The 25,551-nt window shown below is 62.9% G+C and carries 29 protein-coding genes and 1 pseudogene; 17 read left to right on the top strand and 13 right to left on the bottom strand.

Translation table 11 applies throughout. The features are described from left to right. The first annotated feature begins 46 nt into the window (after nt 1–46). Nucleotides 47–886: an alpha/beta hydrolase gene (locus tag E8A46_RS15540; RefSeq protein WP_291562235.1), complete on the top strand. Its 840-nt coding sequence runs from the start codon at nt 47–49 to the stop codon at nt 884–886. A gap of 147 nt (nt 887–1,033) precedes the next feature. Here E8A46_RS15540 and E8A46_RS15535 read toward each other — a convergent pair whose 3' ends face one another. Next, nucleotides 1,034–2,608, bottom strand: coding sequence for a Do family serine endopeptidase (locus E8A46_RS15535; RefSeq protein WP_291562232.1), 1,575 nt, complete (start codon nt 2,606–2,608; stop codon nt 1,034–1,036). A gap of 271 nt (nt 2,609–2,879) precedes the next feature. Between E8A46_RS15535 and E8A46_RS15530 the strand changes: the two genes are divergently transcribed. The 4 genes from E8A46_RS15530 to E8A46_RS15515 all read left to right on the top strand — a co-directional run bounded on the left by E8A46_RS15530 (nt 2,880) and on the right by E8A46_RS15515 (nt 4,692). Then, entirely contained in the window at nt 2,880–3,128 is a 249-nt protein-coding gene (locus E8A46_RS15530) for a hypothetical protein (protein ID WP_291562229.1), read from the top strand. 175 nt (nt 3,129–3,303) lie between these two features. Continuing rightward, nucleotides 3,304–3,504 (top strand): hypothetical protein, encoded by a 201-nt coding sequence (locus tag E8A46_RS15525; RefSeq protein ID WP_291562227.1) that lies wholly within the window; start codon nt 3,304–3,306, stop codon nt 3,502–3,504. A gap of 418 nt (nt 3,505–3,922) precedes the next feature. After that, nucleotides 3,923–4,255 carry a c-type cytochrome gene (locus E8A46_RS15520; RefSeq protein ID WP_291562224.1) on the top strand — a complete coding sequence of 111 codons (333 nt, stop codon included), beginning with the start codon at nt 3,923–3,925 and terminating at the stop codon, nt 4,253–4,255. A gap of 251 nt (nt 4,256–4,506) precedes the next feature. Then, the gene (locus tag E8A46_RS15515; protein ID WP_291562220.1) at nt 4,507–4,692 is read left to right on the top strand and encodes a hypothetical protein; all 186 of its coding nucleotides are present in this window, start codon (nt 4,507–4,509) and stop codon (nt 4,690–4,692) included. A gap of 309 nt (nt 4,693–5,001) precedes the next feature. On the opposite strand, the gene E8A46_RS15510 is transcribed toward E8A46_RS15515, so the two are convergent. Further along, nucleotides 5,002–5,355: a phasin gene (locus E8A46_RS15510; RefSeq protein WP_291562216.1), complete on the bottom strand. Its 354-nt coding sequence runs from the start codon at nt 5,353–5,355 to the stop codon at nt 5,002–5,004. A gap of 298 nt (nt 5,356–5,653) precedes the next feature. Here E8A46_RS15510 and E8A46_RS15505 point away from each other — a divergent pair, with 298 nt between their 5' ends. Beyond that, nucleotides 5,654–5,899, top strand: a complete 246-nt coding sequence (locus E8A46_RS15505) for a hypothetical protein (RefSeq protein WP_291562214.1) — start codon at nt 5,654–5,656, stop codon at nt 5,897–5,899. A 244-nt stretch (nt 5,900–6,143) separates the two neighbouring features. On the opposite strand, the gene E8A46_RS15500 is transcribed toward E8A46_RS15505, so the two are convergent. From E8A46_RS15500 to E8A46_RS15490, 3 genes are all read right to left on the bottom strand, one after another. Further along, complete coding sequence (locus E8A46_RS15500; RefSeq protein ID WP_291562212.1) at nt 6,144–6,347, bottom strand: hypothetical protein; 204 nt, start codon at nt 6,345–6,347, stop codon at nt 6,144–6,146. 307 nt (nt 6,348–6,654) lie between these two features. Next, nucleotides 6,655–7,665 carry a tripartite tricarboxylate transporter substrate binding protein gene (locus tag E8A46_RS15495; RefSeq protein ID WP_291562209.1) on the bottom strand — a complete coding sequence of 337 codons (1,011 nt, stop codon included), beginning with the start codon at nt 7,663–7,665 and terminating at the stop codon, nt 6,655–6,657. Between the two features lie 20 nt (nt 7,666–7,685). Next, nucleotides 7,686–8,429 (bottom strand): GntR family transcriptional regulator, encoded by a 744-nt coding sequence (locus tag E8A46_RS15490; protein WP_291562207.1) that lies wholly within the window; start codon nt 8,427–8,429, stop codon nt 7,686–7,688. 87 nt (nt 8,430–8,516) lie between these two features. On the opposite strand from E8A46_RS15490, the gene E8A46_RS15485 reads away from it, so the two are divergent. The 4 genes from E8A46_RS15485 to E8A46_RS15470 all read left to right on the top strand — a co-directional run bounded on the left by E8A46_RS15485 (nt 8,517) and on the right by E8A46_RS15470 (nt 12,723). Next, nucleotides 8,517–9,347, top strand: a complete 831-nt coding sequence (locus tag E8A46_RS15485) for a fumarylacetoacetate hydrolase family protein (protein ID WP_291562204.1) — start codon at nt 8,517–8,519, stop codon at nt 9,345–9,347. Between the two features lie 207 nt (nt 9,348–9,554). Then, nucleotides 9,555–10,604: a type III polyketide synthase gene (locus tag E8A46_RS15480; RefSeq protein WP_291562201.1), complete on the top strand. Its 1,050-nt coding sequence runs from the start codon at nt 9,555–9,557 to the stop codon at nt 10,602–10,604. Continuing rightward, complete coding sequence (locus tag E8A46_RS15475) at nt 10,601–11,116, top strand: isoprenylcysteine carboxylmethyltransferase family protein (RefSeq protein WP_291562198.1); 516 nt, start codon at nt 10,601–10,603, stop codon at nt 11,114–11,116. Before E8A46_RS15480 ends, E8A46_RS15475 begins: the two co-directional genes overlap by 4 nt. Beyond that, entirely contained in the window at nt 11,113–12,723 is a 1,611-nt protein-coding gene (locus tag E8A46_RS15470) for a DHA2 family efflux MFS transporter permease subunit (RefSeq protein WP_291562195.1), read from the top strand. Before E8A46_RS15475 ends, E8A46_RS15470 begins: the two co-directional genes overlap by 4 nt. On the opposite strand, the gene E8A46_RS15465 is transcribed toward E8A46_RS15470, so the two are convergent. Beyond that, nucleotides 12,700–13,464: an SPFH domain-containing protein gene (locus tag E8A46_RS15465; protein WP_291562192.1), complete on the bottom strand. Its 765-nt coding sequence runs from the start codon at nt 13,462–13,464 to the stop codon at nt 12,700–12,702. The genes E8A46_RS15470 and E8A46_RS15465 overlap by 24 nt on opposite strands. Before the next feature lie 292 nt (nt 13,465–13,756). Between E8A46_RS15465 and E8A46_RS15460 the strand changes: the two genes are divergently transcribed. Both E8A46_RS15460 and E8A46_RS15455 read left to right on the top strand, forming a co-directional pair. Further along, nucleotides 13,757–14,005 carry a hypothetical protein gene (locus E8A46_RS15460; RefSeq protein WP_291562190.1) on the top strand — a complete coding sequence of 83 codons (249 nt, stop codon included), beginning with the start codon at nt 13,757–13,759 and terminating at the stop codon, nt 14,003–14,005. A gap of 232 nt (nt 14,006–14,237) precedes the next feature. Continuing rightward, entirely contained in the window at nt 14,238–14,660 is a 423-nt protein-coding gene (locus E8A46_RS15455; protein WP_291562187.1) for a cupin domain-containing protein, read from the top strand. A gap of 155 nt (nt 14,661–14,815) precedes the next feature. Here the strand turns inward: E8A46_RS15455 and E8A46_RS15450 are convergent, their stop codons facing one another. After that, nucleotides 14,816–17,479: an EAL domain-containing protein gene (locus E8A46_RS15450; RefSeq protein WP_291562185.1), complete on the bottom strand. Its 2,664-nt coding sequence runs from the start codon at nt 17,477–17,479 to the stop codon at nt 14,816–14,818. Nucleotides 17,480–17,865: 386 nt separating this feature from the next. Between E8A46_RS15450 and E8A46_RS15445 the strand changes: the two genes are divergently transcribed. Next, entirely contained in the window at nt 17,866–18,129 is a 264-nt protein-coding gene (locus E8A46_RS15445) for a hypothetical protein (protein ID WP_291562183.1), read from the top strand. 84 nt (nt 18,130–18,213) lie between these two features. On the opposite strand, the gene E8A46_RS15440 is transcribed toward E8A46_RS15445, so the two are convergent. Further along, nucleotides 18,214–19,122, bottom strand: coding sequence for a LysR family transcriptional regulator (locus tag E8A46_RS15440; RefSeq protein ID WP_291562181.1), 909 nt, complete (start codon nt 19,120–19,122; stop codon nt 18,214–18,216). Between the two features lie 96 nt (nt 19,123–19,218). On the opposite strand from E8A46_RS15440, the gene E8A46_RS15435 reads away from it, so the two are divergent. Continuing rightward, nucleotides 19,219–20,220 carry a zinc-binding dehydrogenase gene (locus E8A46_RS15435; protein ID WP_291562179.1) on the top strand — a complete coding sequence of 334 codons (1,002 nt, stop codon included), beginning with the start codon at nt 19,219–19,221 and terminating at the stop codon, nt 20,218–20,220. A 14-nt stretch (nt 20,221–20,234) separates the two neighbouring features. Here E8A46_RS15435 and E8A46_RS15430 read toward each other — a convergent pair whose 3' ends face one another. Together E8A46_RS15430 and E8A46_RS15425 are read right to left on the bottom strand one after the other, a co-directional pair. Next, nucleotides 20,235–20,381 carry a hypothetical protein gene (locus E8A46_RS15430; RefSeq protein WP_291562178.1) on the bottom strand — a complete coding sequence of 49 codons (147 nt, stop codon included), beginning with the start codon at nt 20,379–20,381 and terminating at the stop codon, nt 20,235–20,237. 108 nt (nt 20,382–20,489) lie between these two features. Next, nucleotides 20,490–20,960: a hypothetical protein gene (locus E8A46_RS15425; RefSeq protein WP_291562175.1), complete on the bottom strand. Its 471-nt coding sequence runs from the start codon at nt 20,958–20,960 to the stop codon at nt 20,490–20,492. Between the two features lie 381 nt (nt 20,961–21,341). On the opposite strand from E8A46_RS15425, the gene E8A46_RS15420 reads away from it, so the two are divergent. Next, nucleotides 21,342–21,698: a hypothetical protein gene (locus E8A46_RS15420; RefSeq protein WP_291562171.1), complete on the top strand. Its 357-nt coding sequence runs from the start codon at nt 21,342–21,344 to the stop codon at nt 21,696–21,698. A 150-nt stretch (nt 21,699–21,848) separates the two neighbouring features. After that, nucleotides 21,849–22,853, top strand: a complete 1,005-nt coding sequence (locus tag E8A46_RS15415) for a DUF3592 domain-containing protein (protein ID WP_291562169.1) — start codon at nt 21,849–21,851, stop codon at nt 22,851–22,853. Between the two features lie 213 nt (nt 22,854–23,066). Here the strand turns inward: E8A46_RS15415 and E8A46_RS15410 are convergent, their stop codons facing one another. From E8A46_RS15410 to E8A46_RS15400, 3 genes are all read right to left on the bottom strand, one after another. Continuing rightward, entirely contained in the window at nt 23,067–23,231 is a 165-nt protein-coding gene (locus E8A46_RS15410) for a Flp family type IVb pilin (protein ID WP_291562167.1), read from the bottom strand. 382 nt (nt 23,232–23,613) lie between these two features. Continuing rightward, a complete protein-coding gene (locus E8A46_RS15405; RefSeq protein ID WP_291562164.1) occupies nt 23,614–23,742 on the bottom strand; it encodes a hypothetical protein in 129 nt (42 codons plus the stop codon). 450 nt (nt 23,743–24,192) lie between these two features. Further along, the gene (locus E8A46_RS15400; protein WP_291562161.1) at nt 24,193–25,011 is read right to left on the bottom strand and encodes an RMD1 family protein; all 819 of its coding nucleotides are present in this window, start codon (nt 25,009–25,011) and stop codon (nt 24,193–24,195) included. Between the two features lie 398 nt (nt 25,012–25,409). Between E8A46_RS15400 and E8A46_RS30460 the strand changes: the two are divergent. Beyond that, a pseudogene (locus tag E8A46_RS30460) lies at nt 25,410–25,544 on the top strand (hypothetical protein); the annotation flags it as partial. Between the last annotated feature and the right edge of the window lie 7 nt (nt 25,545–25,551).

Genomic DNA, 25,551 nt, shown 5'->3' with positions numbered 1-25,551 from the left:
GTTTTAACACCATCTATTGAACCAGAAGTGATCGGTGGTGGAGACGATGAAAAGGGCATTTGCCGTATTCGCCTGCATCTGCATTCTCGCCGGCGGCCTTTACGTCGCCGCCAGCAAGTGGGCCATTCGGCATGAAACGCTGAATCTTTTCGACGCCGCGCGGGCGCGCCCCGTCTCGGTGGATATCGCCGTGCGCCGCGATTACGAGATGAAGGCCGATGCCGGTTACTGGAAGCTTCCGGTCGCCGTCATCAGCAACGGCAACACGGTCAAGAATACCGAATATTCATTCCTGGCCAACGTCCTTGCGGCACGGGGATATCTGGTCGCCAGCATTCAGCAGGATCTGCCGACCGACCCGCCCTTGATGACCAAGGTCGGACTGCCTTACGTCGGCCGCCTGGAGGTCTATCAACGCGGCGAGGCCAATATCCTGTTCGTGCTCGGCCAATTGAAAAAGCTGCAGCCGAACGCCGACTACAATCACCTGACGCTGGTCGGACATTCCAACGGCGGAGACGTCGCGATGTTCTGCGCCCAGCAACACCCCGAACTGGTGTCGAAAGTCATCACGCTCGACAATCTGCGCGTTCCCTTCGTGCTCAACGACAAGATGAAGATCCTGTCGTTCCGCTCGACGGACCCCAATTTCAAAACCGACCCCGGCGTGCTGCCGACCGCCCAGGAGGCCAAGGCCGATGGGATCGACATCGTCAAAACCAAGTTTCAGCACACCTGGATGAGCGACCGCGGCCCGGATTCCGCGAAGGAGATGATTCAGGCCACCCTCGGCCAGTTCCTGGGCGACAGCTCCGTGAGCGACCTTTCGCCGGCGCCAACCGACAATCCGCTGATCGCCAAGCTCGGGCCGGCGCCCTATCCATAGCGGGTGACCGCTTGCCGTTTCGGATCAGCGCCCGAAGACCGCGTTGTTGCGCATTAACGGCGGAAGGCGGCGAAGCAAACGCGGGACCATCAGCACGCAAAAACCGGCGGCGCGTGGGACGCGCCGCCGGCTTCTTTCGTTATTTGGCTAGCCGTGCGCGAGCGGGACCGCAATATAGTGCGAGCCGTCGCCGGAGCGAACTTTCATCAACACGCTGTTCTTGCTCTCGGCGTGTGCGGTTTTGATCGCCTCACGGACGTCATCCGGATTCGCCACGCTCTTTCCCGCAACTTCGAGAATGACGTCACCCTGCTTGACGCCACGATCGGCGGCGGCGCTCTTCGGATCGATGTCGGTGACAACGACGCCGGTTTTGCCGGCGCCCGCGACCGAACTCGCCGGCGCGACCGTCAGGCCGAGCCGCGGAACGTCGGACCCCTGAGAGCCGTGCTCCGGTTCAGCGGCGTTCGCCTGCTGCGTAGCCGGCAATTGGCCCAGGGTGAGGTTGATGGCCGCGTCTTTTCCCTTGTGCAGGACGTTGAGCTTGACCGCGTTGCCGGGCGGAAGACTGCCGATGGTGCGCGCGAGTTCGCGGGGATCCTTGACCGCCTCACCGTTGACCGACGTGATGACGTCGCCGGATTCGATGCCGGCTTTGGCGGCGGGGCCGTTGGCTTGGGGTTCCGCCACCAGCGCGCCCTCCGCTTTCTTCATACCCAGGCTGTCGGCGATATCCTGCGTCACCGGCTGGATCTGAACGCCGATCCAGCCACGGCTGACGGTTCCCTTGTCCTTGAGCTGGGCGATGACGTTCTTCACGGTCGGAGCCGGGATCGAGAAGGCGATACCGACGCTGCCGCCCGAGGGAGAGTAGATGGCGGTGTTCACGCCGACGACTTCGCCTTGCATGTTGAAGGCAGGACCGCCCGAATTGCCCTTGTTGACCGGCGCGTCGATCTGGATGAAATCGTCATACGGACCGTTGCCGATGTCGCGGCCACTTGCCGAGACGATGCCGGCGGTGACGGTTCCGCCGAGGCCGAACGGATTGCCGACCGCCAGTACCCAGTCGCCGGTCCGCGGCTTGCCTGCGGCAAGCTTGGCAAACGGAAAGTCCGCGCCGCCTTCGACCTTGATCAGCGCGACGTCGGTGCGCGCATCCGTGCCGATCACCCTGGCGGTGTAGGTCTTGCCGTCGTCGGTCGTGACTTCGACCTTGCTGGCGCCATCGACGACATGGTTGTTGGTAACCGCGTAGCCATCCGGCGAGATGAAGAAGCCCGAGCCCTGACCCATCATGGCGCCACGACCACCGCGGTGATCGCGCATTCCGGGAGGCGTACCTTCGGGCCCGCCGAACCGACGAAAGAAGCGCTCCATCGGTGGGCCCGACTGATCCGCCCCGTCATCGCCGCGATCGCTGGCGTCGGCGGCCTTGTCCTTCATCGTGACTTTGACTGAAATGACCGAAGGTTTCACGCGCTGCACGATGTCGGCGAACCCGATCGGCTGCGCGACCTTGCTGACATCGTTGTCGACCTGCGCATGGGCCGGGCTGACCAGAATGCCGAAGCCGCCGGGCGAGGAATCAAAGCCGTAGACGGCGACGCCGAGGCCGGCAACGACGGAAGCCATCAGCGCGATCTTGCGCGCGGAGAACATCGAACGCCGGGCTCGAAGATAGAGGGGAACTGAAACACGGTCGGATCGATGGTCTGTCATAGCAAAGTCTCCATGAATTTGAGGCAATGGCGGGGCGCGACTCGCGCCCGATGCTGAGCCTCAACATGAGATCTCCGGCCTTACGGCGTGCTGGCCGGGAAGTTAATGTTTTGCAACAAACACGCGGTCTTCGAAAGAAATCCCGATCGAAGGGAACGAGCAGCGGAGCCATGCATTGCGCTCCTTGCGTGAGAGCGTGGGCCATCGACCTGCTCGCACCATGCAAGCACGACTCGGCGTGCCGCGTTCGCCGATAATGTCAGGGCATGAAATGAAAAAATGGACTGCCGTGGTGTTGCTGCTGGCGACGCCTGCATTGGCGCAAACGCCGCCTGCGGTAAAAGAGCCGGTCTGCGAACCCACCGGGCGCACGTCGAAGGGCGACCTGGTCTATTCAATGGAATGCCGGAACATTCCGGGACTGCCCGCCGGAGCCAGATCGGCCGGATACAACCCGACGCCGGACATCAGGGAAGTGCCGGCGCCCGCCGCGCCGCCATCCCCTCCGGAGAGCAAATAGAGACAGGGGTTTTTGCGGTTCGTGCGAACTTCGAGAACTCGAGTTCCATCCTCTGCATCCCTGCGTCCTGATCAGCGCTGGCCGGCTGGCTCCGCGACGCGGCCGGCTGCAAAAGAAGTCGGGCGACTTGAGGCAAATCAACGCGCGAGCGTGCACGACGGCATCAACATTAAAAATGGCCAGACTGATTTTTCGCTGCGCGCGGACCGGCATGAATGTTCAGATCGAGATGCCTGAAAAGGCACCGACTGACCATGCAGACAGTTATGAATCGGTGACCTGCCCGGCCTGTACCCGGATCCATCTCATCAACAAGACCACCGGCAAGATGTTGGGTGACAATGAAAAACGAGATGTCGTCAACGGCGAAAAATGACGTCATTGACTTGGCGCCGCACTTGCCGTCGCCGCGAGTGGCGAGGCCCCCGCGCCAGTCGAAAGGCACCGTCATCCCTCTTCGAGCGGCTTTGCCGGGTCTGGCTCCCATTGAAGCACAGACACCATCGCAGGCACGATCCGGAATATCCCCCACCGCTCGCCACGGCTTCGGCCGCACGCTGAACTTTTTCAAGCGTCTGCTCGCGCGGATTGATGTCACGGATTTCCCGGGATCGTGCTGCGGATGATACGGAGCGGAATGACGCCGCGGCTGAAACGATGGCGCCTGCGACGATGATGGGCCGCCTTGATCAGGATCAACGGCGCCGGCGCGTTACGGCGCATTGTTTTTAACAGATTGACGCAGTATGCAGAGCCCTCGCATGGGCCGTCGGCCTGTCGGAGGAGAACATCGGATGCGCGCGGGTTTCACACATCTTCAGGTTCTGGTATTTGCCACCGCCGCGTTGAGCGGGGCACTCAGCATTCCCCCGGCGGTCGCAGCCGACGCGGATCACGGCGCGGTGCTCGCCAAACGCTGGTGCGCCAGCTGTCACCTGGTTGACAGCGACCAGAAGCGGGCAAGCGCCGACGTTCCGCCATTCGCCGCCATCGCGCGCAAATCGGATTTTACCGCGGAAAAGGTCGCCTTCTTCCTGCTCGAGCCGCACCCGAAGATGCCCGATTTTCATCTGAGCCGGAGCGAGGCGGCCGATCTCGCCGCCTATATCGGCGCGCTCCGCAAATAACGCGCGCGCGCCGGCCCGCAATGCCGGCCGCTGCCGGTGCGAGCTGGACCGCGGCGCCGAGGCAATCGGCCCGGATGCGATCCGGCTCCGGTCGGTCTGGACCGGCCGGTTCCGTCCCCAATGCCTAGTTTTTGAGCGATTTTCCCGTCGGGAACCGGATTCCTATTATGTCGGGAATCGGACACAATGCCGTCAGGCTTTGGTCAACGGCGTAGCGTGGCGTTTGGTCTTGCACGGGATCCGAGGACAGCATGCTGAACATTCCCCGACCGACACCGACCTGCACGCGCTTTCAAACCACCATCGAGATGCCGTGCATGAAATGTGGCGAGCATATGAGGCTGGTCCTGATCGAGCCGCAAGACAGCTGCTTCAATCTCCTGACCTACCGGTGCGGCGCGTGCGCGTCGGATGAGAGTTTTCTCAAGGCCATCTAGCGCGCGGGCGGATCGGCGCCTGCACGCTGGTCCCGCGTCGGCGTGTGGTGGCGTCGACAGCTACACGGTCCGGATTTTACATAGCCCACATTTGCAGGGCCAAAATTTGCAAAGTCCACAAATGCAAATCCCCGCCGGTGTTGGCCGACAGGGATCAGCAGAAAGGTTGACAGACGGCGGGCGGCTAGTCCCGGTGGCCCGTCAAGGACCTGCAAATGAAATTGAAGTCCACGGCGCGAGTCCACGCAAGACTATATTGTGGGCAGTGGATTGCTCATGCATGCATCGCCGCTGCGGGCCGCGCGCGCTTCAGGATTTGGGCTTGGTTGCGTCCTTGGCGGCAGACATGACGTCGCCCGTGATCTGTCGCATATGCTCGCCGGCATTGGTGAACTGGCTCTTCAGGAACTCCGACTGAATCTGCATGGCCTGCTGAAGATCGGTGGCGTGGACCAGTTTGCGCGCGTGCTCGAAGGCCGCCTTCATGTTCTGCTCGGTGAACGACAATGCCTGCTTGGAAATCTGCGTGCCGGGGCTCGGAATCGATGCCACCGATTTGTTGGCGGCGTCGAAGAACATCCCGAACGCCCTTTCCGCCTGATCGATGGTTTTCTCCGCCAAGTCGCGCAGTTCAGCCGGGACTTCCAGTTTCGGCTCCTCCATCGGCGCAATCCTCCTATTTGGCCCGTGGTTACCACACTTCCGACGCGATGGCGAATTCGCCGGCAACCGGCCGGGCGGCGCTAGGCCGCCCGAACGGTAGCGAGGAACTTGTCGACCTCCAGCTTGAGGCGGTTGCTTTCGCGCGACGAATTGCCATCCCAGACCTTGCGGAAGTCGACGCCGCAGCCCGGCTCCTGACGACGAACCCGCGCGGCCGGCCGCTCCCGCGAGTTCAGTTTGCGTTCAGATTACGCGCCTTAGTTTTTCGTTTGGGGGCGGCATTTGAACAGGAGAACCAATGATCTTTAGGCCATTGATGACTGCCGCGGTGATCGCAGCCGGCGTTTCGGCTAGCGCAGCGATTGTCGCAACACCAGCGCATGCCCAGAACGCGGTGGAGGCGGAAATGATCGGCTTCCATCAGCTTTGCGAAAAAGGCGACCGCAGGGCCTGCGTGCGTTTTGGTATTCTGATCGGCCAGAACCAGCAGCGCCATGCGGACTGGCGCAGGGCCCATGCCGACTGGTGGTGGTGGGAACGATAGTATCCTGGAGCATGATCCGGATCCGAAGCCGCGTTAGCGCAAGGTGGTAGTTGGTTTTCACTCGGAACAGCCGCGAAGCGTTTGCCCGAGATCATGTTCAGCCAAAGACATGGTCATGAACCGATACAATCGAATCGGATCATGATCGAAAACAGAAAGAGGCCGCTCCCCTGGCGACCTCCTTCATTTCAGCCTATTGCCCCAAGACTTGTTATCTCAAGAACCGTTGTCCGAACCATTGCGCTCAGCGCGTATCGTGCCGCCCGTTCATGCCGCCGGGCGCAGGCGCGGGGTCGGTGACGAGCCGTTCGACCAGATCGATAACTTCAGACCGTTGCAGCGGCGAAAGCTTGATGAAAGCCTTCAACAGCCGCAGGCCTTCGATCGTTTCGCTCGTCGGATATCCGAGCTTCTCGCTCAGTTCGGCAACATATGTGCGATTTTTCATCTCGCGCCTTTAACCGGCAGGTGGGCCCGCCAAGTTGAAAGTATGCCAAGGAACAACTCCACCGGCAAGGCAAACTGCCGGGCACGGCGATGGTTCCGCCATGCGGATTCTGCACTTGCCGCGGCAGATGGGCGGAAATTGGCGCGCATCGTTGCCTCTGTGCCGCCTGACGTGAGACGGCCGCCTGCCGCCGCCGCCCGTCGATCCCTGCACAATCAGACACGCAGCGCCATTGTTGGGAGCCACCGCGACCGGATCGGCGCAGCTCGAGCTGGCGATCGCGTGGCGATCGGGCGTTCAATTTCAATCAGACCGGCTTGATGCCGGCCTTGGCGATGACGTCGCGCCATTTCGGCACTTCGACTTCGATGCGATTTCGCAGGCCCTCGCGCCCATTGGCGATGACCTCGAAGCCGTTGATGCGCAGCTGATCCTTGATCGCCGGCGTCTTCAGGATTTCGAGCGATTTGGCCGACAGCCGCTCGACGATATCAGGCGCGGTTTTGGCCGGCGCCAGAAAAGCCTGAAACGTTTCCGCGATGAAATCCTTGTAGCCGAGATCGACCATGGTCGGCACGTGGGGCAGATCGATCCAGCGATGCGCGCCGGTAACGGCCAGCGCCTTGATCGCGCCGGATTCGATATAGGAAAGCGCCGGCGGCAGGGCAACGACGGCTACTTGCGTGATGCCGCCGAGCAGCGCCTGGATGGCCGGGCCGGCGCCGGAAAACGGCACATGCGTCATCTCGAAGGCGCCTACGATCTTGAGAAGTTCGGCGGAAAGGTGCGGCGTGGTGCCGGCGCCGGGGCTCGCATAATTGAGTTCGTCGGGCTTCGCCTTGCCCCGCGCGATCAGATCGGCGATCGAGTCGATGCCGAGCTTGGGATCGACCAGGATCGCATTCGGCGAGGTGCCGAGTTCGGCGATCGGCGCGAAATCCTTGAAGGGATCATAGGGCACCTTGGCATAAAGGCTCGGGTTGACCACGTAGGCGCTCGAGCTGACCAGCAGCGTATAGCCGTCCGGCTCGGCATGAGCGACGTATCCGATCCCGATATTGCCGCCGGCGCCCGAGCGGTTCTCGACGATGACATTGCCGGGCAGCGCGAGCCCGAGATTCTGGCCGAGGATTCGCGCCATGATGTCGGTGGGGCCGGCGGGCGCGAACGGAACGATGATCTTGATCGGCCGCTCCGGATAGCCCGCCGCCTCGGCGCGCCCGATGCCAAGCCGTGCAGTCACTGCGGCGCCGATCACACAGCCGGACGCACGCAGGATATCGCGGCGCGAAGCAAAAGCGGACTTTCTGTCGAACACGGCGTTCTCCCGATGGCGTCTCACGCGCCTTGAATTTCTGCGGCCGGGCTTGATCCACGATAGCTCACGGCGAGTGCCTCGCCGACCAGCGCGCCGGTCTTCCGATAATGATTCAACAGCAGATCAACCGCCTCGTTTGCCCGGCGCTCAACCACAGCCGCCACCAGCGCGTCGTGCTCGTGTCCGACTTCACGCTGCCGCCACGCCACCGCGTTGGACAAATTTCGAAAACGTGTTGCACGGTGGTGCAGGGTTTCGCAGATCTCAAGCACGGTGGTTGCCCGACACGCGCCGATCAATGCCATGTGCAAGGCCAGGTGCAGCTTGTCCCATTCCGGATTGGGAATGAACGCCTCCGCGCCGAGCGACCGTGGCACGCGCGAGAGCCGGCGGTGCGCGATGATGATGCGCTCTTCCCAGGCATCATCGCCGGCCTCGATCGACGCCCGCAAGGCGCTGCCTTCGATCAGGCATCGGGTCTCGATCAGATCGTTGAGTTCGGCCGCGTCCGCGGTCGCGACGCGAAATCCGCGCTGATCCAGCCGTTGCACCAGACCTTCCGCCGCAAGCTGGCTCAGCGCCTCGCGCAGCGGCGACGCGCCCATTCCAAAGCGTGCGCGCAATTCCTCGATCCGCAGCCGGCTGCCGGGCGCAAGCGCGCCGTCGAGGATCCATTGACGCAGAGCGCTGACGGCATGGGTCGCCAGCGTTTTACCGGACGCTTCGCCGGTGAGAAGATTTCGCGCGCCATGCTGGTCGATCATTGCGAGCATCTTCCATTTTGTCGACAAAATGTTGATTTGGAAAAAAATATCGATTAAGGACGCCATGGTCAAGCATCGGAGATGGCTATGCGTCTGGTTTCGTTTCTAAGGGAAGGCCGCTGGTGCCCGGCGCTGCGTCGTGGCGACAGCATCGTGGAAATCGCCGATTCCGATCTGGGTTCAGCGCAGGCCGTCATTGCGGCGGTTGCGGCAGGCCGCCGGTTGACGGAAGGGCGATCGCATCCCCTCGCCGACATCACCCTGGGATTGCCCGTGCCCGAGCCGGGCAAGATCGTTTGCATCGGCCTGAACTACGTCGACCACGCCAAGGAAGGCGGCAATCCGATTCCGGATTACCCCGCGGTTTTCCTCCGCACCAAAAGTTCGCTGGTGGCACATGGCCAGCCGCTGGTGCGGCCGCTGTGCTCGGACAAGTTCGACTACGAGGCCGAACTTGCGATCGTGATCGGCAAGCCGGCGCGCAATGTCAGTGAAGCCGACGCGCTGTCCCATGTCTTCGGATACGCCTGTTTCAACGACGGCTCGCTGCGCGACTATCAGCGCAAATCGACGCAATGGACCATGGGCAAGAATTTTGACGGCACCGGGCCGTTCGGCCCCGACATCGTCACGGCGGACGAACTGCCCGCCGGCGCCGCGGGACTGCGAATCGTCTGCCGTTTGAACGGCCAGACCCTGCAGGACGGCAACACGGGCAACATGATCTTTCCGGTCGCGCGCACCATCGCACTGATTTCCGAAGTCATGACGCTCGAGCCCGGCGACGTCATCATCACCGGCACGCCGGCAGGCGTCGGCTACCCCCGCAAGCCGCCCATCTTCCTGCGGCCAGGCGACGTCTGCGAAATCGAAATCGAGGGAATCGGTATCCTGCGCAATCCGGTCGTGAGCGCCTGACGAGGCGTCCGCCGCGGTCTTCGGAGTCTGCAGGAAACATCGTTGCAGCGAACAGAACAGGGACGCCGCGACTACGCAGCGTGATCGCCTGGTGCGCGGGTTTCACGCTTTAGTGACCCGTTCCGGCGAAGAATTTCGCAAGCGCCGAAATAAAGACTTCCTGTCGATGTTCCCATCATGAGGGAAATCGACACGAAGGATCTCGTAATGCCAACGGCTGCCCTGCTCTCGCTCGCGACATCGGTACCTCCGCACGTTTTCTTGCAGAAGGATGTTCAGGCCGCGGCGTGGGACGTGTTCGGCAGCCGCTTTCCCGATTACGACAGGTTCGCAAGCATTTTCACCAACACCGGAATCGTCAAGCGTCACGGCGTGAAACCGTTCGAGTGGTATCTCGAGCCGCGAGGCTGGCCGGAGCGCACCGAAGCGTTTCTCGAGGGAGCCGAAGCGCTGTTCATCGACGTCGCCGGCAAGGCGCTGGCCGGCGCGGGCCTTGACGCTGCCGACGTCGACACCGTCGTCACCGTTTGCTCCACCGGGATCGCAACGCCGAGCCTGGATGCCCGCGTCCATCGCCGGATGGGTTTTCGATCCGACGTGTCGCGCGTGCCGGTGTTCGGCCTCGGCTGCGCCGGCGGGACCTCGGGCCTGTCGATCGCCTCGCGCCTCGCCCAGGCGCGGCCTGGTACCAATGTGCTGCTGGTGACGATCGAACTCTGCTCGCTCGCGCTTCGCCTCGACGAACTCACCAAGGCCAACATCATTGCCGTCAGCCTGTTCGGCGACGGCGCCGCCGCGATCGTGCTGCGCGCGGGCGACGGCGGCGCGACAAAGATCGAGCATGCCGGCGAGCACCTTTGGCCCGATACGCTCGACGTGATGGGCTGGAGCGTCGATCCGCAAGGGTTCGGCGTCATCCTTCGCCGCACCATTCCCGAATTCGTCACTGCGCAACTCAAACCGGTCTTGACGCAGATCCTGGCCCGCATGCAGCTCTCGCTGGCGGATATCGACCAATTCATCTGCCACCCCGGCGGCGCCAGGGTGATCAACGCGATCGAGACCGCGCTGGCGCTCGATCAGGGAACGCTGGAGCACGAACGGCAGGTAATCGCCGACTACGGCAATATGTCGTCGCCGACGGTGCTTTTCATCCTCGAACGGGCCCGCGCGAAGGGGTTGCCGGCACGCTCGCTGTTGACAGCACTCGGCCCCGGCTTCAGCGCAAGCTGCGTCAGTCTGCGGCACGCCGCGTGACGGCGGCCGAATTCATCCTCGCGCTGGTCACGCTGCAGCGCGCCGGAGAACTTGTTCTCTCACATTACAACACGCGCCGGCTGATGGCCCGCGGCGCCGTCGAGGTCGCCCCGCGGCACTATCCATTGATGGTCGCCGTCCATGCCGGCTGGCTGATCTCGCTGTGGGTGTTCGGGCACGACCGGCCGGTCAATGTCGCAGCGTTGCTGATCTATCTTATGCTGCAGGGCTTGCGGATCTGGGTGATGCGAACGCTGGGGCCGCGGTGGACCACGCGGATCATTGTGCTGCCGGGCGAGAACCTGGTGTCGGCGGGACCGTATCGATTTCTCGCCCATCCCAACTATGCCGTGGTTGCCGGCGAAATCGCCGTGCTTCCGCTTGTGTTCGGCCTGCCGCTCGCCGCCGTGATCTTCACGGTGCTCAATTCAGCGGTTCTCGCCATCCGCATCCGCGCCGAAAACCGCGCCCTCGATGCCTCCGCCGCAATGACGGCGCGGTCCGCTCCATGAGTGAGGGGATTGCCGCAAGCGAAGGGATCGCCGCGCCGGGCGAAGCCAATGCCGCGACGTGGCTCGGCTTCCTCCTGATGTGCCTCGGCATGTTCATGGCGATCCTCGACATCCAGGTGGTCGCGGCCTCGCTGCCCGCGATCCAGCAGGCGCTCGAAATCTCGCGCGATGCGATGAGCTGGATTCAGACCGCCTATCTGATCGCGGAAATCATCGCCATTCCATTGACGGGCTGGCTGACGCGCGTGCTGAGCTTGCGCTGGCTGTTTGTCGGTTCGATCAGCCTGTTTACCCTGGCCTCGATCGGCTGCGCGTCGAGCTTCGATTTTCCGACCCTGGTCGGTTTCCGCGTGCTTCAGGGCTTTGCCGGCGGCACGCTGATCCCGGCGGTGTTTTCCGCGGTGTTCCTGCTGTTTCCGGTCCGCCTGCACCCGATCGCCACCACGATAGCCGGCATCATGGCGGTGCTGGCGCCGACGGTCGGCCCGGTGGTCGGCGGCTGGATCACCGAGACCTGGTCCTGGCACTGGCTGTTCCTGATCAATGTCGCCCCCGGGCTGATCGCGGCGGCCGCCACGCCGTTTTTGCTGCCGGCGGAGAAACCCAATTTCACCGATCTCGCCACGCTCGACCGCACTTCGCTCGTGCTGATGGCGATTTCGCTGGCCTCGCTCGAGATCGGCCTGAAACAGGCCCCGCAGGATGGCTGGCTTTCGCCGCTCTGCCTCGGCCTGTTCGCGGTGAGTACGGTGACCGCAACCCTCTTCGCATTCAGGACGCTTGGAGCACGGCATCCGGTGGTGGAGCTTTCGACCTTGCGGGCGCGCTCCTTTGCGGTCGGTTGCGGCTTGAGTTTCTGCCTCGGGGTTGGATTATTCGGCTCGGTCTATCTGATGCCGGTCTTCCTCGCCTATGTCCGGCATCACGACGCCTTCGAGATCGGCACCATCATGCTCGTCACCGGCGTCGCGCAACTCGTCACCGCGCCGGTCGCGGGTCACCTGGAAAGCAGGCTTGATGCGCGCATGCTGTCCGCGGCGGGCTTCGCGCTGTTCGCGCTCGGCCTCGGCTTGAGCGCGTGGCAAAGCCGGGTCGCCGATTTCGACGAGATGTTCTGGCCCCAGGTCCTGCGCGGCATCGCGATCATGTTCTGCCTGCTGCCTCCGACACGGCTGGCGCTGGGCACGCTGACGGCAGCGCAGGTGCCCGACGCCTCGGGCCTGTTCAACCTGATGCGCAACCTTGGCGGGGCGATCGGCATCGCGTTGATCGATACCATCCTCTATGGGCGCACCATTGGGCATGGCGAGGCCTTGCGCGACCGGCTGATTGCCGGCGACGTCACCGCGGCGCAGGCGATCGGGCTTGATCTGAAGCTGTTCCTGCACCGGCCGCCCGATGTATCGGACGCCGCCGTCGAGGCCTATGTCCGCCCGATGGTCGAGAAGGCGGCGTTCGCGCTTTCCGTCAACGAAGCCTGGGCGCTGCTCGCGGCCGTGGCGCTGATCGGACTTCTACTGGTGCCCTTCGCCGGAAAGTGGCCGCAAACCCAGGCAACGGCGCCGGGCCAATCGTGGACGAGGCTACTTCGACGCCGAGTCCTTTGAAAGCAGCGCGATCGCTTCCTGCACCGTCGTCATGAACTGGGCGGGGAAGATGATGGTGGAGTTTTTTTCCACCGAGATTTCGGCCATCGTCTGCAGGGTGCGAAGCTGCAGCGCCACCGGATGCTGGGTGATGATGTCGGCCGCCTGGCCGAGCTTCACCGCGGCCTGGTATTCGCCTTCGGCGGCGACGATCTTGGCGCGGCGTTCACGCTCGGCCTCGGCTTCCTTGGCCATCGCTCGCTGCATGTTGTCCGGCAGCGTGATGTCCTTGATCTCCACCGCCGTGACCTGGGTGCCCCAGGGTTCGGTGTGGAGGTCGATGACGTTCTTGATCTGATCGTTGATGCTGGCGGTATCGGACAACAGCTGATCGAGGCTGAAGCGACCCACCACGTTGCGCACCGTGGTCTGGCTGATCTGGTTGATCGCGTTGTAGACGTTCTCGATGGCGATCACGGCCTTTTCCGGATCGGTGATGTGGTAATAGGCGACCGCCGCGATATCGATCGAGACGTTGTCCTTGGTGATGATCTTTTGCGATGGGATCTGCATGGTGACGGTGCGCAAGGACACCCGCGTCATGGTCTGGAACGGCATGAAGATCAAGGTCAGGCCGGGGCCGCGCACGCCGGCAAACCGGCCGAGCAGAAACACCACGCCGCGCTCATACTGCTTGAGCACCCGAAGCGAAATCAGGGCATAAATGATGATCAGCAGTACGGGAAAAGAAATGAAGCCCATGACGCCCTCACCGGTTATTTTACCGAGCCTAGCACGTTACCGCCGGGTGGCGACAGCGCGATCGACGCCGCGGCGGACAATCGCCGGGGTCACGGCAAGCATTGACCAGGATCAAGGCGCGGCCTGCGGCGTGTGCTTCTCTGTGCATACGTGAGGGAGCAGCGCGGCTGAAGAAATTCGGAGCCAGCTTCTCTGGACGTTTTCTCTGCACGTCGGGTCACGGATGCTCCTCGGGCTCCCCTGCTGGGGAGCGTCTGTCGCCCTATCTGCCAGGTGTATTCAGAGGATTGCCATGCGGACCTATTATTTCGACATCAAGGATGGCGTTCCCGTCAGGGACAAGGGGGGACTGGAATTTCCCACCGTCTCGGCGGCGATCGAACACAGCAAGAATCTCGCAAGCGAGCTTCGCGATGATCCCCGACCCAAGGATCCCGCCCTTGCGGTTGTTGTCGTCGACGAGTCAGGCACCCAGATTCACCGCGAGCCGGTGTTCCCGGAAAAACCGAGCTTGAGCATGTCCTTCCGCAGGATCGGGTAACGGTCACAAGGACCATCCCGCGTTGCCAACCCTCCATTGCCACTGGGATGGGTGGGTCGCGGCTCGTGCGTTCGATCGAGACCGGTTACAGATTGGACATCCGGCGCGGCGCACGGCGCCACGCCGCCGCTTGCCAAGCACAGCCTGGTCAGGCAGTTTTGCGCCGAAACCGGCGCGAGGCGATGCCGGTCTCCAAGCCCGGCAGCGATCCGGGCATCACAGGGAGGTTTCCATGCTGACACGCCGAGGCTTTGCCGGCATTGCGTCCTGCGCGCTCTGCTCCATCACTGGATTCGCTGCGACCGACGCGTCGGCGCAGACACCGCCCGCGGCAACGCCGGGGGTCGCGCGCAAGATTCTGTCACAGACCGACGGCCCGACTCCGGGATATGTCACGCTCATTGTCGATATTGAAATCGAACCCGGCGTCACCATCGGGCGGCATACCCATCCGGGCATCGAATCTGCGTACATGCTCGAAGGTGGATTTGACCTGCCGATCGAGGGACAGCCGACCAAGTCCTTTAAACCGGGCGACGCCGTCGTGATTCCGGCCAACACGCCGCATGCGGGCGGCAAGAATGGCGACAAGAAGAGCCATATCGTGAGCACCTATATCGTGGAGAAGGGCAAGCCCCTCGCCTCGCCGGCCTGACCAGGTTCAGAAATAACATCCTGCTTTCCGTCAAGCCCGGCCAGTCGAGCGTGCGCAGACGGCCTAAACTTGTCTGCGATGCAGGGCATCCACGTCTTGGCGTCGCTTGCGGAATAAAAGACGTGGATGGCCGGCAGCCGGAGCGGTGGAGCACCCTATCCCAGCCGCTCGGCTGAGGAGGCGCTGGGCGAAGACTCGGCCGGCGGCTGCGACAGCGATCGACCGATGCGCCTGAGCATCACGCTCGCTCGGCTGGCGCTATGCTCAAGCAGCCAGCGCCCGAAGGCTGGGGGTGACAGCGCGGGGGCGTAGAGGAATCCCTGCAGCACATCGCATCCGAGTTCGGCGAGCAGATTTCGCTGCAACTCGGTTTCGACGCCCTCGGCGACGACGATGAGTTGCAGGCTCTGGCCGACGCGAACCACGGTGGTAACGATCGCCCGCGCGCTGGCGTTGCTCTCGATATCGCGCATGAAGCCGCGGTCGATCTTCAGCTCGCGAATCGGCAGTTGCGTCAACCGGCTGAGGCTCGAATAACCCGTTCCAAAATCATCCAGCGACAGCCCCACCCCCAGCTTGCGAACGGCATGCATCGTCTCGATCGCGACCGAGCGCTCGTTCATAATCACGCCTTCGGTAATCTCGAGCATGAGTACTTCCGGCGGCAGCCCATGGTCCGCCAGGATCTCGGCGACCGCCGCTGCCAGGTTCACGTTCTGGAAGTTGATGGGAGACAGGTTGACGGAGACACAGGGTATGTCGAGCCCGGACTGGCGCCACTCCGCCATCTGCCGGCAGGCCTCGCGTATCGACCACAGGCCGATCTGCTCGATCAGGCCGCACTCTTCGGCCAGCGGGATGAACTTCGCAGGCGAGACCTCGCCGAGCACGGGATCATGCCAACGCGCCAGCGCCTCGACGCCATGGATGGCGCCGTCGACCGTCCGGATCTGCGGCTGATAATGCAATTTCAGGGCGTCACTTGCGATCGCGCTGCGCAACGCCGCGCTCAGGACCAGCCGTTGCTCGGCGAGCCTGTTCATGTCGGCGCTGAAGAAGCGGTACGTGGAACGGCCCGCCCGCTTGGCCTTGTACATCGCCGCATCGGCCTGCTGTATCAGGGTATCGATGTCGGTCGCGTTGTCCGGATAGACACTGATGCCGATGCTGGCAGACATCGGCACCTGTCTGGTTCCGATCCGCAGCGGCATGATCAGAGCATCGGTAATCCGCGAGGCGACCATCGAGGCTTCGGCAGCATCGCGGTTCGGCAGCACAATCACGAATTCGTCGCCGCCCAGACGCCCCAGCAAGTCACCCGGCTGAAGCTGCGCGCGCAGGCACTGGGCAAACTGGATGAGCAATTCGTCGCCGGCCGAGTGTCCGAGCGTATCGTTGACGTCCTTGAAGTTATCGACATCCAGAAACGCCAGCGCAACGTGTTTTCCCTCGGAACAGGCTTCGATCGCCTGGGAGATCAGACCACGCAACTGCGCGCGGTTCGGCAGGCCGGTCAGCATATCATGATAGGCGAGCCGCGCGATCTGGGCTCGTGCGTCATTGCGCTCGATCGCCAGCGCCCCGAGATGCACGCAGGCGTCGACAATGGCCTGATGCCAGCGGCTCGGCGCACGGCATTCCCTGAAATAGAAGGCGAAGGTTCCGATCACGCGGCCGTCCTTGGCCTTGATCGGCGTGGACCAGCACGCCCGCAAGCCAACCTCGAGCGGCCGGGCCTTGAACGGCTGCCAGCGCGGATCGGTGTCGATATCCATCGCCAGCACCGGCTTGCCGTAAAATGCCGCTGATCCGCAGGACCCCGTATCGGGGCCAATCGCGATGCCCTCCAGCGCCCGGGAATAGTCGTCGGGAAGACTGGGGCCGCCCAGCGGATGGACCAATCCGTTGGCGTCGATGTGGAGCAGCGACGAAACGACGTCTGGCGCGATTTGCTCGACGCGCCGGCAAAGCTGGTCGGCGATATCCGTAAGCGGGATTTCATCGGCCAGCGCGGTCATGATCAGCTGCTGCAGCGACCGCAATTGCCGGGTCTCGGTGATATCGGTCAGCAGCGCGCACATGTACTTGACCCGTCCGCGATCGTTGCGGAACGTGGTGACATTGGCCGAGATCCAGACTTCGTCGCCGTTTTTGTCGTAGCTGAGGATTTCCTCTTCGCCGCCGCTTTCCTGGCCGATCACGCGTCGCAACCTCGCCAGCGTCCTGCGGTCGGTATGCCGGCCCACCAGGAGCTCGTTCGCCTGGCGGCCCTGTGCTTCCTCGATCGAATACCCGAACATTCCCGAGAACGCAGCGTTGGTATAGACGACCTTCAAGTTGTGATCGGTGACGACCACTGCGCGGCTGGTCCTGTCGGCGATCAACGAGAGCAACGCCAGTCTTTCGCGTAATCCAACCTCGGCGGTGATGTCCCGAACGAAGGCGACGGTACGGCCTTGACCGCCGGCCTCGACGCGCGAAAGCGACAGCGCGGCACGGATCCGGCTGCCATCCTTGCGCTGGATCCTGATCTCGGGGCCAGATCGCGGCGTGGCGTCGCTGCCGTTCAGCTGACCCGAGGCCGCGGTCGCCACATGATGCAGTGCCAAGTCCTTTAGTTCGATGTCCGTCAGTCCCAGGCGGCTGACATGATGGCCGAGCACTTCGGCGCGATCGAGCTGCCAGAGCCGTTCGGCTGCTGCATTGAAATGGCTGACGTGAAGATCGCCATCGACGATCACGACGCCGTCGTTCGCCCGCTCAAGCACAGCGAGCAGCAAGTCGGGGGTTTCGATCACCGGGCAATCGTGAGCGCGCATCGTGCAATCCTGATGCCGGTCCGGAAGCCATCGAGGTGTGGCCCCGATGGAGGGCGACCATATCGGCGGCAAAAACATATCGGTCGAACGGTGTCAAAAGGGTTGTTCGATCCGGTAACGCCGGGCGGAGCGGTTTCATCCTTAAGAATTCGCTACCGTCATCTGAAATAGGTCGGGCCGAATGACGGCGACGGCACGGCGAGGCACGGTTTCGCGCGGGAAGGACGGCAGACGCGCGATGCCCGTGGAAGGTGCGGCTTGCCGCAACGGCAACCGCGATACCGGCTTTCACCGGCGTTGCCGCCTCGACTCGTTAGAGTTTTAGCCTGCCCGCAAACGCAACGTTAAGCCTTGGAACGCAGATTGGCTGCATTCAGGGGTGTTTCATGATCGACGAAAAAGTCAGAATCAAGTGCACGAAATGCTCGCAGGTGTTTCGCGAGCGCGCGCATCGGGTCCGCGACGGGCTTCAAACCAACTGTACGAACTGCAATCGGCTGATCACGTTCGACAGCAGTTCGGAAGACAGAAATATTCGCAGGGCGCTCTCGAGTGCCAAGGAAGTGCGATTGGCAGTTGAAGCCGAGCGCAGAATTGCCAGCCTGGAGCCAGCGGCAAAAACTCCCGTCGCAGATCGCAGCCAGTTCTAGCTCGGCTCAGCAGCAGGGATTGGCGAGGAATTAGCCGACGCGGAGCAAGCGCGCGGCTGTTGTGTTTCGCCGCTTTAAAGCTGATCAGCCACCGGCGCCAACGCCCCGGACAAAGGCCGAAAGTCCCGCCGCGAGGTGATCGAACAACAGCCGGACACGGCCTGTGGATCGCATATCCTCGTGCATCGCGACCCATACTTCCAGTTCAAAGCGGATCGCCTTTGCAAGTACCGGCACCAGTTCCGGAAAGCGCCGGGCGATGTTGTGCTGGCAACCACCGATCCCGACGCCTGCCTTCAGGGCCGAGAACTGGGCCAGATCACTGTCGCAGCGGAAACCGAAATTGTCCCGCGTCACCAGCCCCGGCAGCTTGCCAAGGCTGCGAAGCGCCAGATCGTCCCGGTCAAAGCCGATCAGGCAGTGTTTCTCGAAGTCCGCGATCTGTTTCGGAAGGCCGTATTTTTCCGCGTAATTTCGATGCGCATAAAATCCGATCGCGCTCTTGCCGACGCGGCGGGCGACGAGCGACTTCTGCCGGGGACGGACCATGCGGACGGCGATGTCCGCATCCCGCCGCAACAGGTCTTCGTTGCGGTTATTGAGCGCCAACTCCAGCGTGATGCCGGGATGGCTGTCGCGAAAGCTCGCCAGCAGTGGCGGCAGCACCTCGCATCCGATCATCTCGCTGGCCGTAACGCGAACCGTGCCGCGATCGGCCTTGGCGCCGCCGGAGGCGGTCCGGCGCAGCGCGGCCGAGGCGGCCGCCATGGTCTCGGCGTAGCTCACCAGTTCAAGCGCGGCAGGCGTTGGCTTCAACCCCTGCGGCGAACGGGAGAACAGTGACAGTCCGAGCGAAGCCTCAAGCGCATCGACGTGACGCCCGACGGTCGGCTGCGTCAATGAAAGCTTTCTTGCCGCGCCCGACAGGCTGCCGTCGCGAACGACTTCCAGAAACGTACGGTACAGCTCCCAGCCGGGTTCGCCCTGCATCATACAAAAATGTATATCATGGATACGAGTTCGCGCAATTTCCTTTATCAAGGCAGTCGCCATACTCCACCGCATCGACACGCCTGAAGGAGATGCGCCATGACGACAACCTATCGCGCGATGATGATTACGAAGCCGGGCGGGCCCGAGGTGCTGCAGCCCGTGGCCTTGCCGGTGGCCGAGCCCGGTGCGGGCGAATTGCGGGTCCGCGTCCGCGCCTGCGGCGTCGGCGCGACGGACCTGACGATGCTGGCGGGAAGCTACGCCTTCGCCCCCAAAATCCCCTTTGTCGGCGGTTACGAGATCGCAGGCATCGTCGAGGCGCTCGGCGATGGCGTGACGGGTTTTCATGTTGGACAGCGCGTTGCCGCGCTGACGGTCCATGGCGGCTTTGCCGAACGGCTGGTTCGCGGCGCGGAGCATTTCGTGCCGATCCCCGATGAGGTCTCCGACGTGGAAGCCGCAGCCGTCATCCTGAACTACGTCAGCGCGTGGCAAATGATCCACCGTGCGGCGAAGGTGCAAGCCGGCGAGAGCGCGCTCATCACCGGCGCGGGCGGCGGCGTCGGAACGGCGATCCTGCAGCTCCTGCGGCTAGTCGGCGTCAAAACCTACGGCGCCGCCTCAGTGAGAAAGCACGGGATAGTTGCCCAACTCGGGGCAACGCCGATCGACTATCGGGCCGGCCCCATCGACCGTCTCATCCGCGCGCGCGAGCCTGATGGCGTCGATGTCGCCTTCGATGCGATTGGTGGTGCGAATATCCTCAAATGCGTTCGCGCGGTACGGCGTGGCGGCACGGTCGTCGGCTACGGCTTCATGGCGGTCGATGGCAGGCTTGCGCAGGCGCGCACGTTCTTCGATGTCTTTGCAGGTAGCCGCCTGCGCGGGCGCCGCGGCACGTTCTACGGCATCTCATTGTGGTACCGAAAGGACAAGCAGCCCTTTCTCGAAGACCTGCCGAAGATCTTCACGCTGGTCGCGCGCCGGCAAATCCAGCCGGTCATCGCCGCGACATTTCCGATTGCTGAAGCGAAGCAGGCACTCGAACTGCTGGCCACAGGCACGGTGGAAGGGAAGATCGTTCTGACCTGCGACTGAACGCGCGCCGGGGATCAGAGGCGCCAGGTCTCGTCCTTGCCATTCGCGCGATGCTCGGGGGAATTCGGCGGCAGCGAAAAGCCGCGAAAGAAGGCTGACAGGCCGAGCACAATCACGCCGAGACCGAAGGCAAAACCCATCCACTGCAAAAAATTGGCCATCTGCACCCTTCCTCACAGTTGGTCGCGGCCAAGAGGCCATCGGTTCATGCTCGCGATCGGCCGCTCCACAAGGCGCAACAGAAGAGCTACCGGGCGAGGCGCGGGCCGCTACTGCTTCTTCAGCGTATAGACGCGGTCGTTGAGGCCGATTTCCGCGGTCGAATCGTCGATGAAATGAAAGTCGATCTCGCAGCCGGTTTCCAGCGTCTTGATGCTTTTCCCGGTAAGGCCGAGCGAGGCGGCGAGCTTGTCCGGATCGACCGACTTGTTGTTCGATCGCATTTCTTCAAAGGCGCCCTGGAAAGCCATGTCGGCGGTGAAAACGCTGACCTTGTAGTGCGGAGCCGCGCAGGCGAACGGACGCGGCCCGGCGATTTCCCTGGGCCGCAGGACGACGGTCTTGCCGATCAGCCGCGCCGGCTCGGCGCCATCGGGCTTTTGCCCGGGATCGGCCCATGGCGCCACCACCGCGCCGGCGAGCTTCCAGGTCCCGATGTAGAACGCGTCGGCGGCTTTGGCCGGAGCAACGGCGGCGACGCCAACGCAAATCAAGCAGCAAATCGCAAGCGCGTATTTCATGGCGGTCCCCCGGGGCGGCTCCCTCCTTATGACGGCGCAACCGCCGATCAGGTTCATTCGCCTAAAGTCTGTTCCCAATTCCCGGCGACGGCGCGGCCGTGGCATTCCTGGCCGCGCTCGAGTTGTGGCTGGCCTATGAGGCGACCCATCCGGAGCCACCGCCGACCCCCGCGCAAGAGCAACGTTAGGCCCAAACATCGGCGCGGACAGCCTGAAAAACTCGTGGCGCCCGCCATGCGGCGCCCGCCCCAGGGGCATGTGAACTTAAACGCGGCCTGCCGCGACCAATGCCGGTGCGATCGAGGCGATGCCCGAGATCGACCGTGCCGGCGGCTGCACGTCAACGCCACGGCATGTCATCCGGACAGAAAGAGGCGGTGCATGTTATCTCGGCGCGATCTTGTCAAAAGCGGCGCTCTGGCGCTCACCGTTGCGCCTCCGCAAGGCGCGTTTGCGGAGGAGACCAAGACGGAGCTGTTCAAGGTCATCACCGTCAAGGACGAAATCGTCATCGGGCTTTCCCCCGACGAGCTCAAGGGGCTCGGCGGTACGGATGCGAGCGCGGTGGCGCATGCGCTGGCGCAGAGGGGCGACATGGCGGTGTGGCAATACAATGTGCATCGCGGCCCCAACGGCGAATTGCAGCAGGCGCCGACCGCGAAGATCGGGCTGATCGCGAATTCATCGCTGCGGGTCGAACCCTACACCACGCCGTATGCGGTTGTGCCGCACCAGTGAGTTCGGCGAATAATTGCAATCCGTCATTCCGGCGCGATGCCAACGGGCCCGCGCGAAGCGCGGCCCGATGACAAGCTCCGCATCGAACCCGGAATGACGAGCAGGCCGAATACTTCGTGTCATTTTCAAGAGCCCTTTTGAGGAAAGCCCATGCTGGATGCCCACCAATTGCTCTGGACCCAGATTGCCGCCGCCGTTTGCACGCTGATTTTCGCCGGCCTCCTGTTCAACATGTTTCGCATGCGAAGCCGGATGCAGGCCGCCGGCAACTGGGACGCGGTTGAGGGCGTCATCACCGTATCAAAAGTAGATCAGCCTCCCAGCCACGTATCGGACGATCTCAACGACGCCACCCCCATCATCCATTATCGCTATCGCGTCGGCGGCCAGGACATCGAGGGCGACCAGATCGGCGTCGGTGGGGCGCCGCTCACGACGCGCGTGCTCGCCTTGCGGACGGTGGCAAGATATCCGGTCGGCGCCCGCGTCGACGTCCATGTCGACCCGAACGATCCCAAAAACGCGCTGCTGGAGCCGAGCAATCAGGGAAATCTCGCAGCGCTGATCGCTTTTGCGATCGTGTTTGGCTTGATCGCGGCCGTTCTGGTTGCGCATTCGATCGCAGGCCACGTGCTCTATACCGATAAGGGCGTTCCGCTGTTTGTCTTTCCCTTGCCGGTTCTTGTCCTGCTCGGCGCCGTCTTCGGCGTCATCGCATACGTGCGTCAGCGGCAGGTGGCCAGTGCCAGCGCGCGATGGCCGACGGCGGCCGGCAACATCACCCTGTCGGACGTGATCGAGGAAGCGATCGAGGAGAAGGACAACGACGACAAATCCCGCATTCGCAGGATCTATCGCTATCAGGTCGACCTGCGCTACGCCTATCAGGTCGGCAAGCGCGACTTTGTCGGCACCGCCGCCAACTGGGGCGCGACCGCGATCTATGGCCTGCGCGAACTCGCGGAAAAGGCGGCGAGCCAGTACCGGCAGGGGCAGCCCGTCACGGTCTATTACGATCCGGAGCAGCCGGGCAACGCGGTGCTGGAGCCGGACAGCCGGCAGGGATCGCTGGCGCCACTGATCGCCGCGGCCATTTGCGCCGTGTTCGGCGGGGTGATGCTCGCGGTATTCGTCATGGTCGGCTTCGGCGGTTAGAGCGTTTTCCGGCGAAGCATGCCCTCGGACTTGATCCGGGGGTGGGCCCCGGTTCGCGTAAAGAAAACGCGTCAAAACAAAAAGCTAGCGCCAAAAAGGGCTCGCGGCCACCTCGGGTCCGGCACTTGCGACAGAGAAAGGCCCCGCCGGATCAGATCCGGCGGGGCCACGCCATGTGTCGCTCGAGTATACCCCTGAGAAGGGGGCAGAAGCCTACTTCAACGAAGTATTGACCGACGTGAACTTGTCGTTGAGGTTCGAACCCAGACCGTTCACCACCGCGATGATCGCAAGCGCGATACCCGCCGCGATCAGACCGTATTCAATCGCGGTCGCACCGGATTGATCCGACAAGAATTTCGAGAAAATGCGCTGCAAAACCTGCCTCCTTTGGGGGGGATTGTGATGACGCCCTAACCCCCGTAGAACTACTGGCAATCATCTAAAGTTGAGTAAACGCGCGCCGCTCAATTCTAATCTAATCACCGGGCTGCCAGCCCTCGCTTTGGGTTGATTGCGCGGACCGGCCCGCATCACGACCCCCTTGTCACACGATTGTCATGCTGCGGATCGCCGGTTGCTTCGGCGGACAGCGCCCGCTTGCCGGCGTTGCCGGCCGATCCCAAGGGGGTCGCTACCCGCCCCAGCAGTCGCGATCCGGCAACAAGAACCATCGCTGCGACGCGATTGAATTTATGCGAAGGGAGATTTTGCAAAGCGCATCAGCGGGCCGGCCCGCAGACTGCCGGCTATCAAGACGTCACTCGCTCGCCAACTGCGTGGGCGTGGAGTGGAAGATCCCGGCCCCCGAAACCTGGGAGGCGATCAGGAAGGCCGCAACGACCGCCGGCACGCTGATGAGTCTCAGGAATTGATCCACCGAAAGCATGATTGTCGTCCCCCAAACGATTTCAATTCGTGGTTTGCGCCGCCCGCTCATCGCGGGTCAGAATCTGGTCCGAGATCACCGCCCCGGATATCGTGAGCAGTGCCAGAATCATGATGACCGCCATCGTTCTCATCGGATTAGCGTCGCTTCCGATTGTGGCCGAAAATGTCAGAGCTTGGCGCATTTTCAGGACCAAGCCGCGAAACAATCATGGCCGCGGCGCGCAAAGGCGCCCGGCCGCGTTATGGGGCGTCGGCGACGCAGGTCCAGCCCGAGCGCGCGCCAAGGGCGGCGGCAAAGCCATCCCGTCACGTCGGCCTGGACATGACCAGCCAAAAGCCCAGCAGAACCGCCACCAGCGCCACGCTGAAAACCAGTCGCCGATTCATTTCGGTCCCCCGCTCCCGGCAAGGAATTTCGCGTGGCGGCCGCGGGGCATCGCGATCATGCTCAATGCCCTCCGCGCGCGGCATAGATCTGGTAGAAGGTGATCAGTATCTCGAAGGCGATCAAGAGCACGACGATGAGTTCGAGGCGAAGCGAGCGCCTTGTATCGATGATGTCGGCCAGCGTGTTGGCGGTTTCCGCGACCACGGCTAGCTTGCGGTTGAGCGCGTCGACCCGCTCCTTGAGTTCATACTCATCCTCCAGGCGCGCATAGAGCCGCTCCAGATCCGGACGATCCCACAGCGCATCGGGCTTTTCCGTAATGGCGACCCGGCCCGATACATGGTGCTGCACCAAAAGCGCGTCCCCGATCAGCTTCAATATGCCCCGCCGGCTTCGCTGGGTTTTCCCGGAGCTGGCCAATTCACGCACAAAGGGTTCGATGATCTCGAACACTTTCGCCACTTCGCGTTCGTCATGGGCGAGCACGACGCTCTTGGCGAGAGCGTCGGAAATGATGAGAAGCCTTTCCAGCGAGAGGTCGCGAACCTGGATCGGTCCTCCGGCGGCGACCTGATCCTCGCCCTCGGTCTCAAGTTCGAACGTCGCGGTTTCCTCCTCGGGCGGCGTCAACCTGCCGCCGATGCGCGGTGACAGCCTTTCCAGGAAGGCCGCCTCGCCTTCCGCGGACATGCCAACAAATACCACCGCGCCATAGCGAAACAGGACCGCGACGCCGTCCTTGCCAACCCGCAGCGCCAGCGGAATCGCCGAGAGCGCTTCGCCTTCGAAGCTCGCCGTATTGATCCGATCCCCCACATTGAGCGCATGGGCGGTAACGCGATTTCCCGGCAAAACGAACCGAACGGGTAAATTCTTCATCTGGGGCCCTGGGAAGCGCAAACCACCCCTCGACGGGCGGCGCGGCGGAGAGCACAGAGCCTATCATCGTCAGCGCAGTCCCGCGACCCGTTGGCTGATCCGGCTCAAAGGCTGTAAGGCTGGGGCCTCGAAAATGCTCCGCAGAGCGAGAGCCCCTTCGCCCGGAAGCGCACTATCAAGTTGCGAAGGCCCTCGGGCTCGATAACTGCTCGATAACAACGCTTCGGCGAAAACCCGGACGTCATCCAGAACGGCTCCGGCGCGTTTCCAAAGCCATTGTTTTGCCGTACTGGATCAACACTCTGTAGGGGCGGTGATTTTCAATTGTATGCGTACTCCGCAGCAAATTCGCAGCTGGAATTTCGTGCGGAGACGAGGATCCGGCAGCGAGTGCGGTAATGGACACGCTTTATGATTTGCTTGGCGCTCTTCCGCGCGATGACGCCGAGGGTCTGAGGGCCGCGTTTCGCAGAGCCGTCAAGGGCGCTCACCCCGACCTTAGACCCGGCGATCCGGACGCTGCGCTGAAATTCAGGCAGA

The sequence above is a fragment of the Bradyrhizobium sp. genome, from assembly GCF_004799445.1.
Classification (GTDB): domain Bacteria; phylum Pseudomonadota; class Alphaproteobacteria; order Rhizobiales; family Xanthobacteraceae; genus Bradyrhizobium.
This window is presented reverse-complemented; position numbering and strand designations above follow the sequence as displayed.

Coding starts and splice junctions, on each gene's coding strand:
- E8A46_RS15540 (WP_291562235.1), top strand. CDS start 47: ATGAAAAGGGCATTTGCCGTATTCGCCTGCATCTGCATTCTCGCCGGC.
- E8A46_RS15535 (WP_291562232.1), bottom strand. CDS start 2,608: ATGACAGACCATCGATCCGACCGTGTTTCAGTTCCCCTCTATCTTCGA.
- E8A46_RS15530 (WP_291562229.1), top strand. CDS start 2,880: ATGAAAAAATGGACTGCCGTGGTGTTGCTGCTGGCGACGCCTGCATTG.
- E8A46_RS15525 (WP_291562227.1), top strand. CDS start 3,304: ATGGCCAGACTGATTTTTCGCTGCGCGCGGACCGGCATGAATGTTCAG.
- E8A46_RS15520 (WP_291562224.1), top strand. CDS start 3,923: ATGCGCGCGGGTTTCACACATCTTCAGGTTCTGGTATTTGCCACCGCC.
- E8A46_RS15515 (WP_291562220.1), top strand. CDS start 4,507: ATGCTGAACATTCCCCGACCGACACCGACCTGCACGCGCTTTCAAACC.
- E8A46_RS15510 (WP_291562216.1), bottom strand. CDS start 5,355: ATGGAGGAGCCGAAACTGGAAGTCCCGGCTGAACTGCGCGACTTGGCG.
- E8A46_RS15505 (WP_291562214.1), top strand. CDS start 5,654: ATGATCTTTAGGCCATTGATGACTGCCGCGGTGATCGCAGCCGGCGTT.
- E8A46_RS15500 (WP_291562212.1), bottom strand. CDS start 6,347: ATGAAAAATCGCACATATGTTGCCGAACTGAGCGAGAAGCTCGGATAT.
- E8A46_RS15490 (WP_291562207.1), bottom strand. CDS start 8,429: ATGATCGACCAGCATGGCGCGCGAAATCTTCTCACCGGCGAAGCGTCC.
- E8A46_RS15485 (WP_291562204.1), top strand. CDS start 8,517: ATGCGTCTGGTTTCGTTTCTAAGGGAAGGCCGCTGGTGCCCGGCGCTG.
- E8A46_RS15480 (WP_291562201.1), top strand. CDS start 9,555: ATGCCAACGGCTGCCCTGCTCTCGCTCGCGACATCGGTACCTCCGCAC.
- E8A46_RS15470 (WP_291562195.1), top strand. CDS start 11,113: ATGAGTGAGGGGATTGCCGCAAGCGAAGGGATCGCCGCGCCGGGCGAA.
- E8A46_RS15465 (WP_291562192.1), bottom strand. CDS start 13,464: ATGGGCTTCATTTCTTTTCCCGTACTGCTGATCATCATTTATGCCCTG.
- E8A46_RS15460 (WP_291562190.1), top strand. CDS start 13,757: ATGCGGACCTATTATTTCGACATCAAGGATGGCGTTCCCGTCAGGGAC.
- E8A46_RS15455 (WP_291562187.1), top strand. CDS start 14,238: ATGCTGACACGCCGAGGCTTTGCCGGCATTGCGTCCTGCGCGCTCTGC.
- E8A46_RS15450 (WP_291562185.1), bottom strand. CDS start 17,479: ATGCGCGCTCACGATTGCCCGGTGATCGAAACCCCCGACTTGCTGCTC.
- E8A46_RS15445 (WP_291562183.1), top strand. CDS start 17,866: ATGATCGACGAAAAAGTCAGAATCAAGTGCACGAAATGCTCGCAGGTG.
- E8A46_RS15440 (WP_291562181.1), bottom strand. CDS start 19,122: ATGATGCAGGGCGAACCCGGCTGGGAGCTGTACCGTACGTTTCTGGAA.
- E8A46_RS15435 (WP_291562179.1), top strand. CDS start 19,219: ATGACGACAACCTATCGCGCGATGATGATTACGAAGCCGGGCGGGCCC.
- E8A46_RS15430 (WP_291562178.1), bottom strand. CDS start 20,381: ATGGCCAATTTTTTGCAGTGGATGGGTTTTGCCTTCGGTCTCGGCGTG.
- E8A46_RS15425 (WP_291562175.1), bottom strand. CDS start 20,960: ATGAAATACGCGCTTGCGATTTGCTGCTTGATTTGCGTTGGCGTCGCC.
- E8A46_RS15420 (WP_291562171.1), top strand. CDS start 21,342: ATGTTATCTCGGCGCGATCTTGTCAAAAGCGGCGCTCTGGCGCTCACC.
- E8A46_RS15415 (WP_291562169.1), top strand. CDS start 21,849: ATGCTGGATGCCCACCAATTGCTCTGGACCCAGATTGCCGCCGCCGTT.
- E8A46_RS15405 (WP_291562164.1), bottom strand. CDS start 23,742: ATGCTTTCGGTGGATCAATTCCTGAGACTCATCAGCGTGCCGGCGGTC.
- E8A46_RS15400 (WP_291562161.1), bottom strand. CDS start 25,011: ATGAAGAATTTACCCGTTCGGTTCGTTTTGCCGGGAAATCGCGTTACC.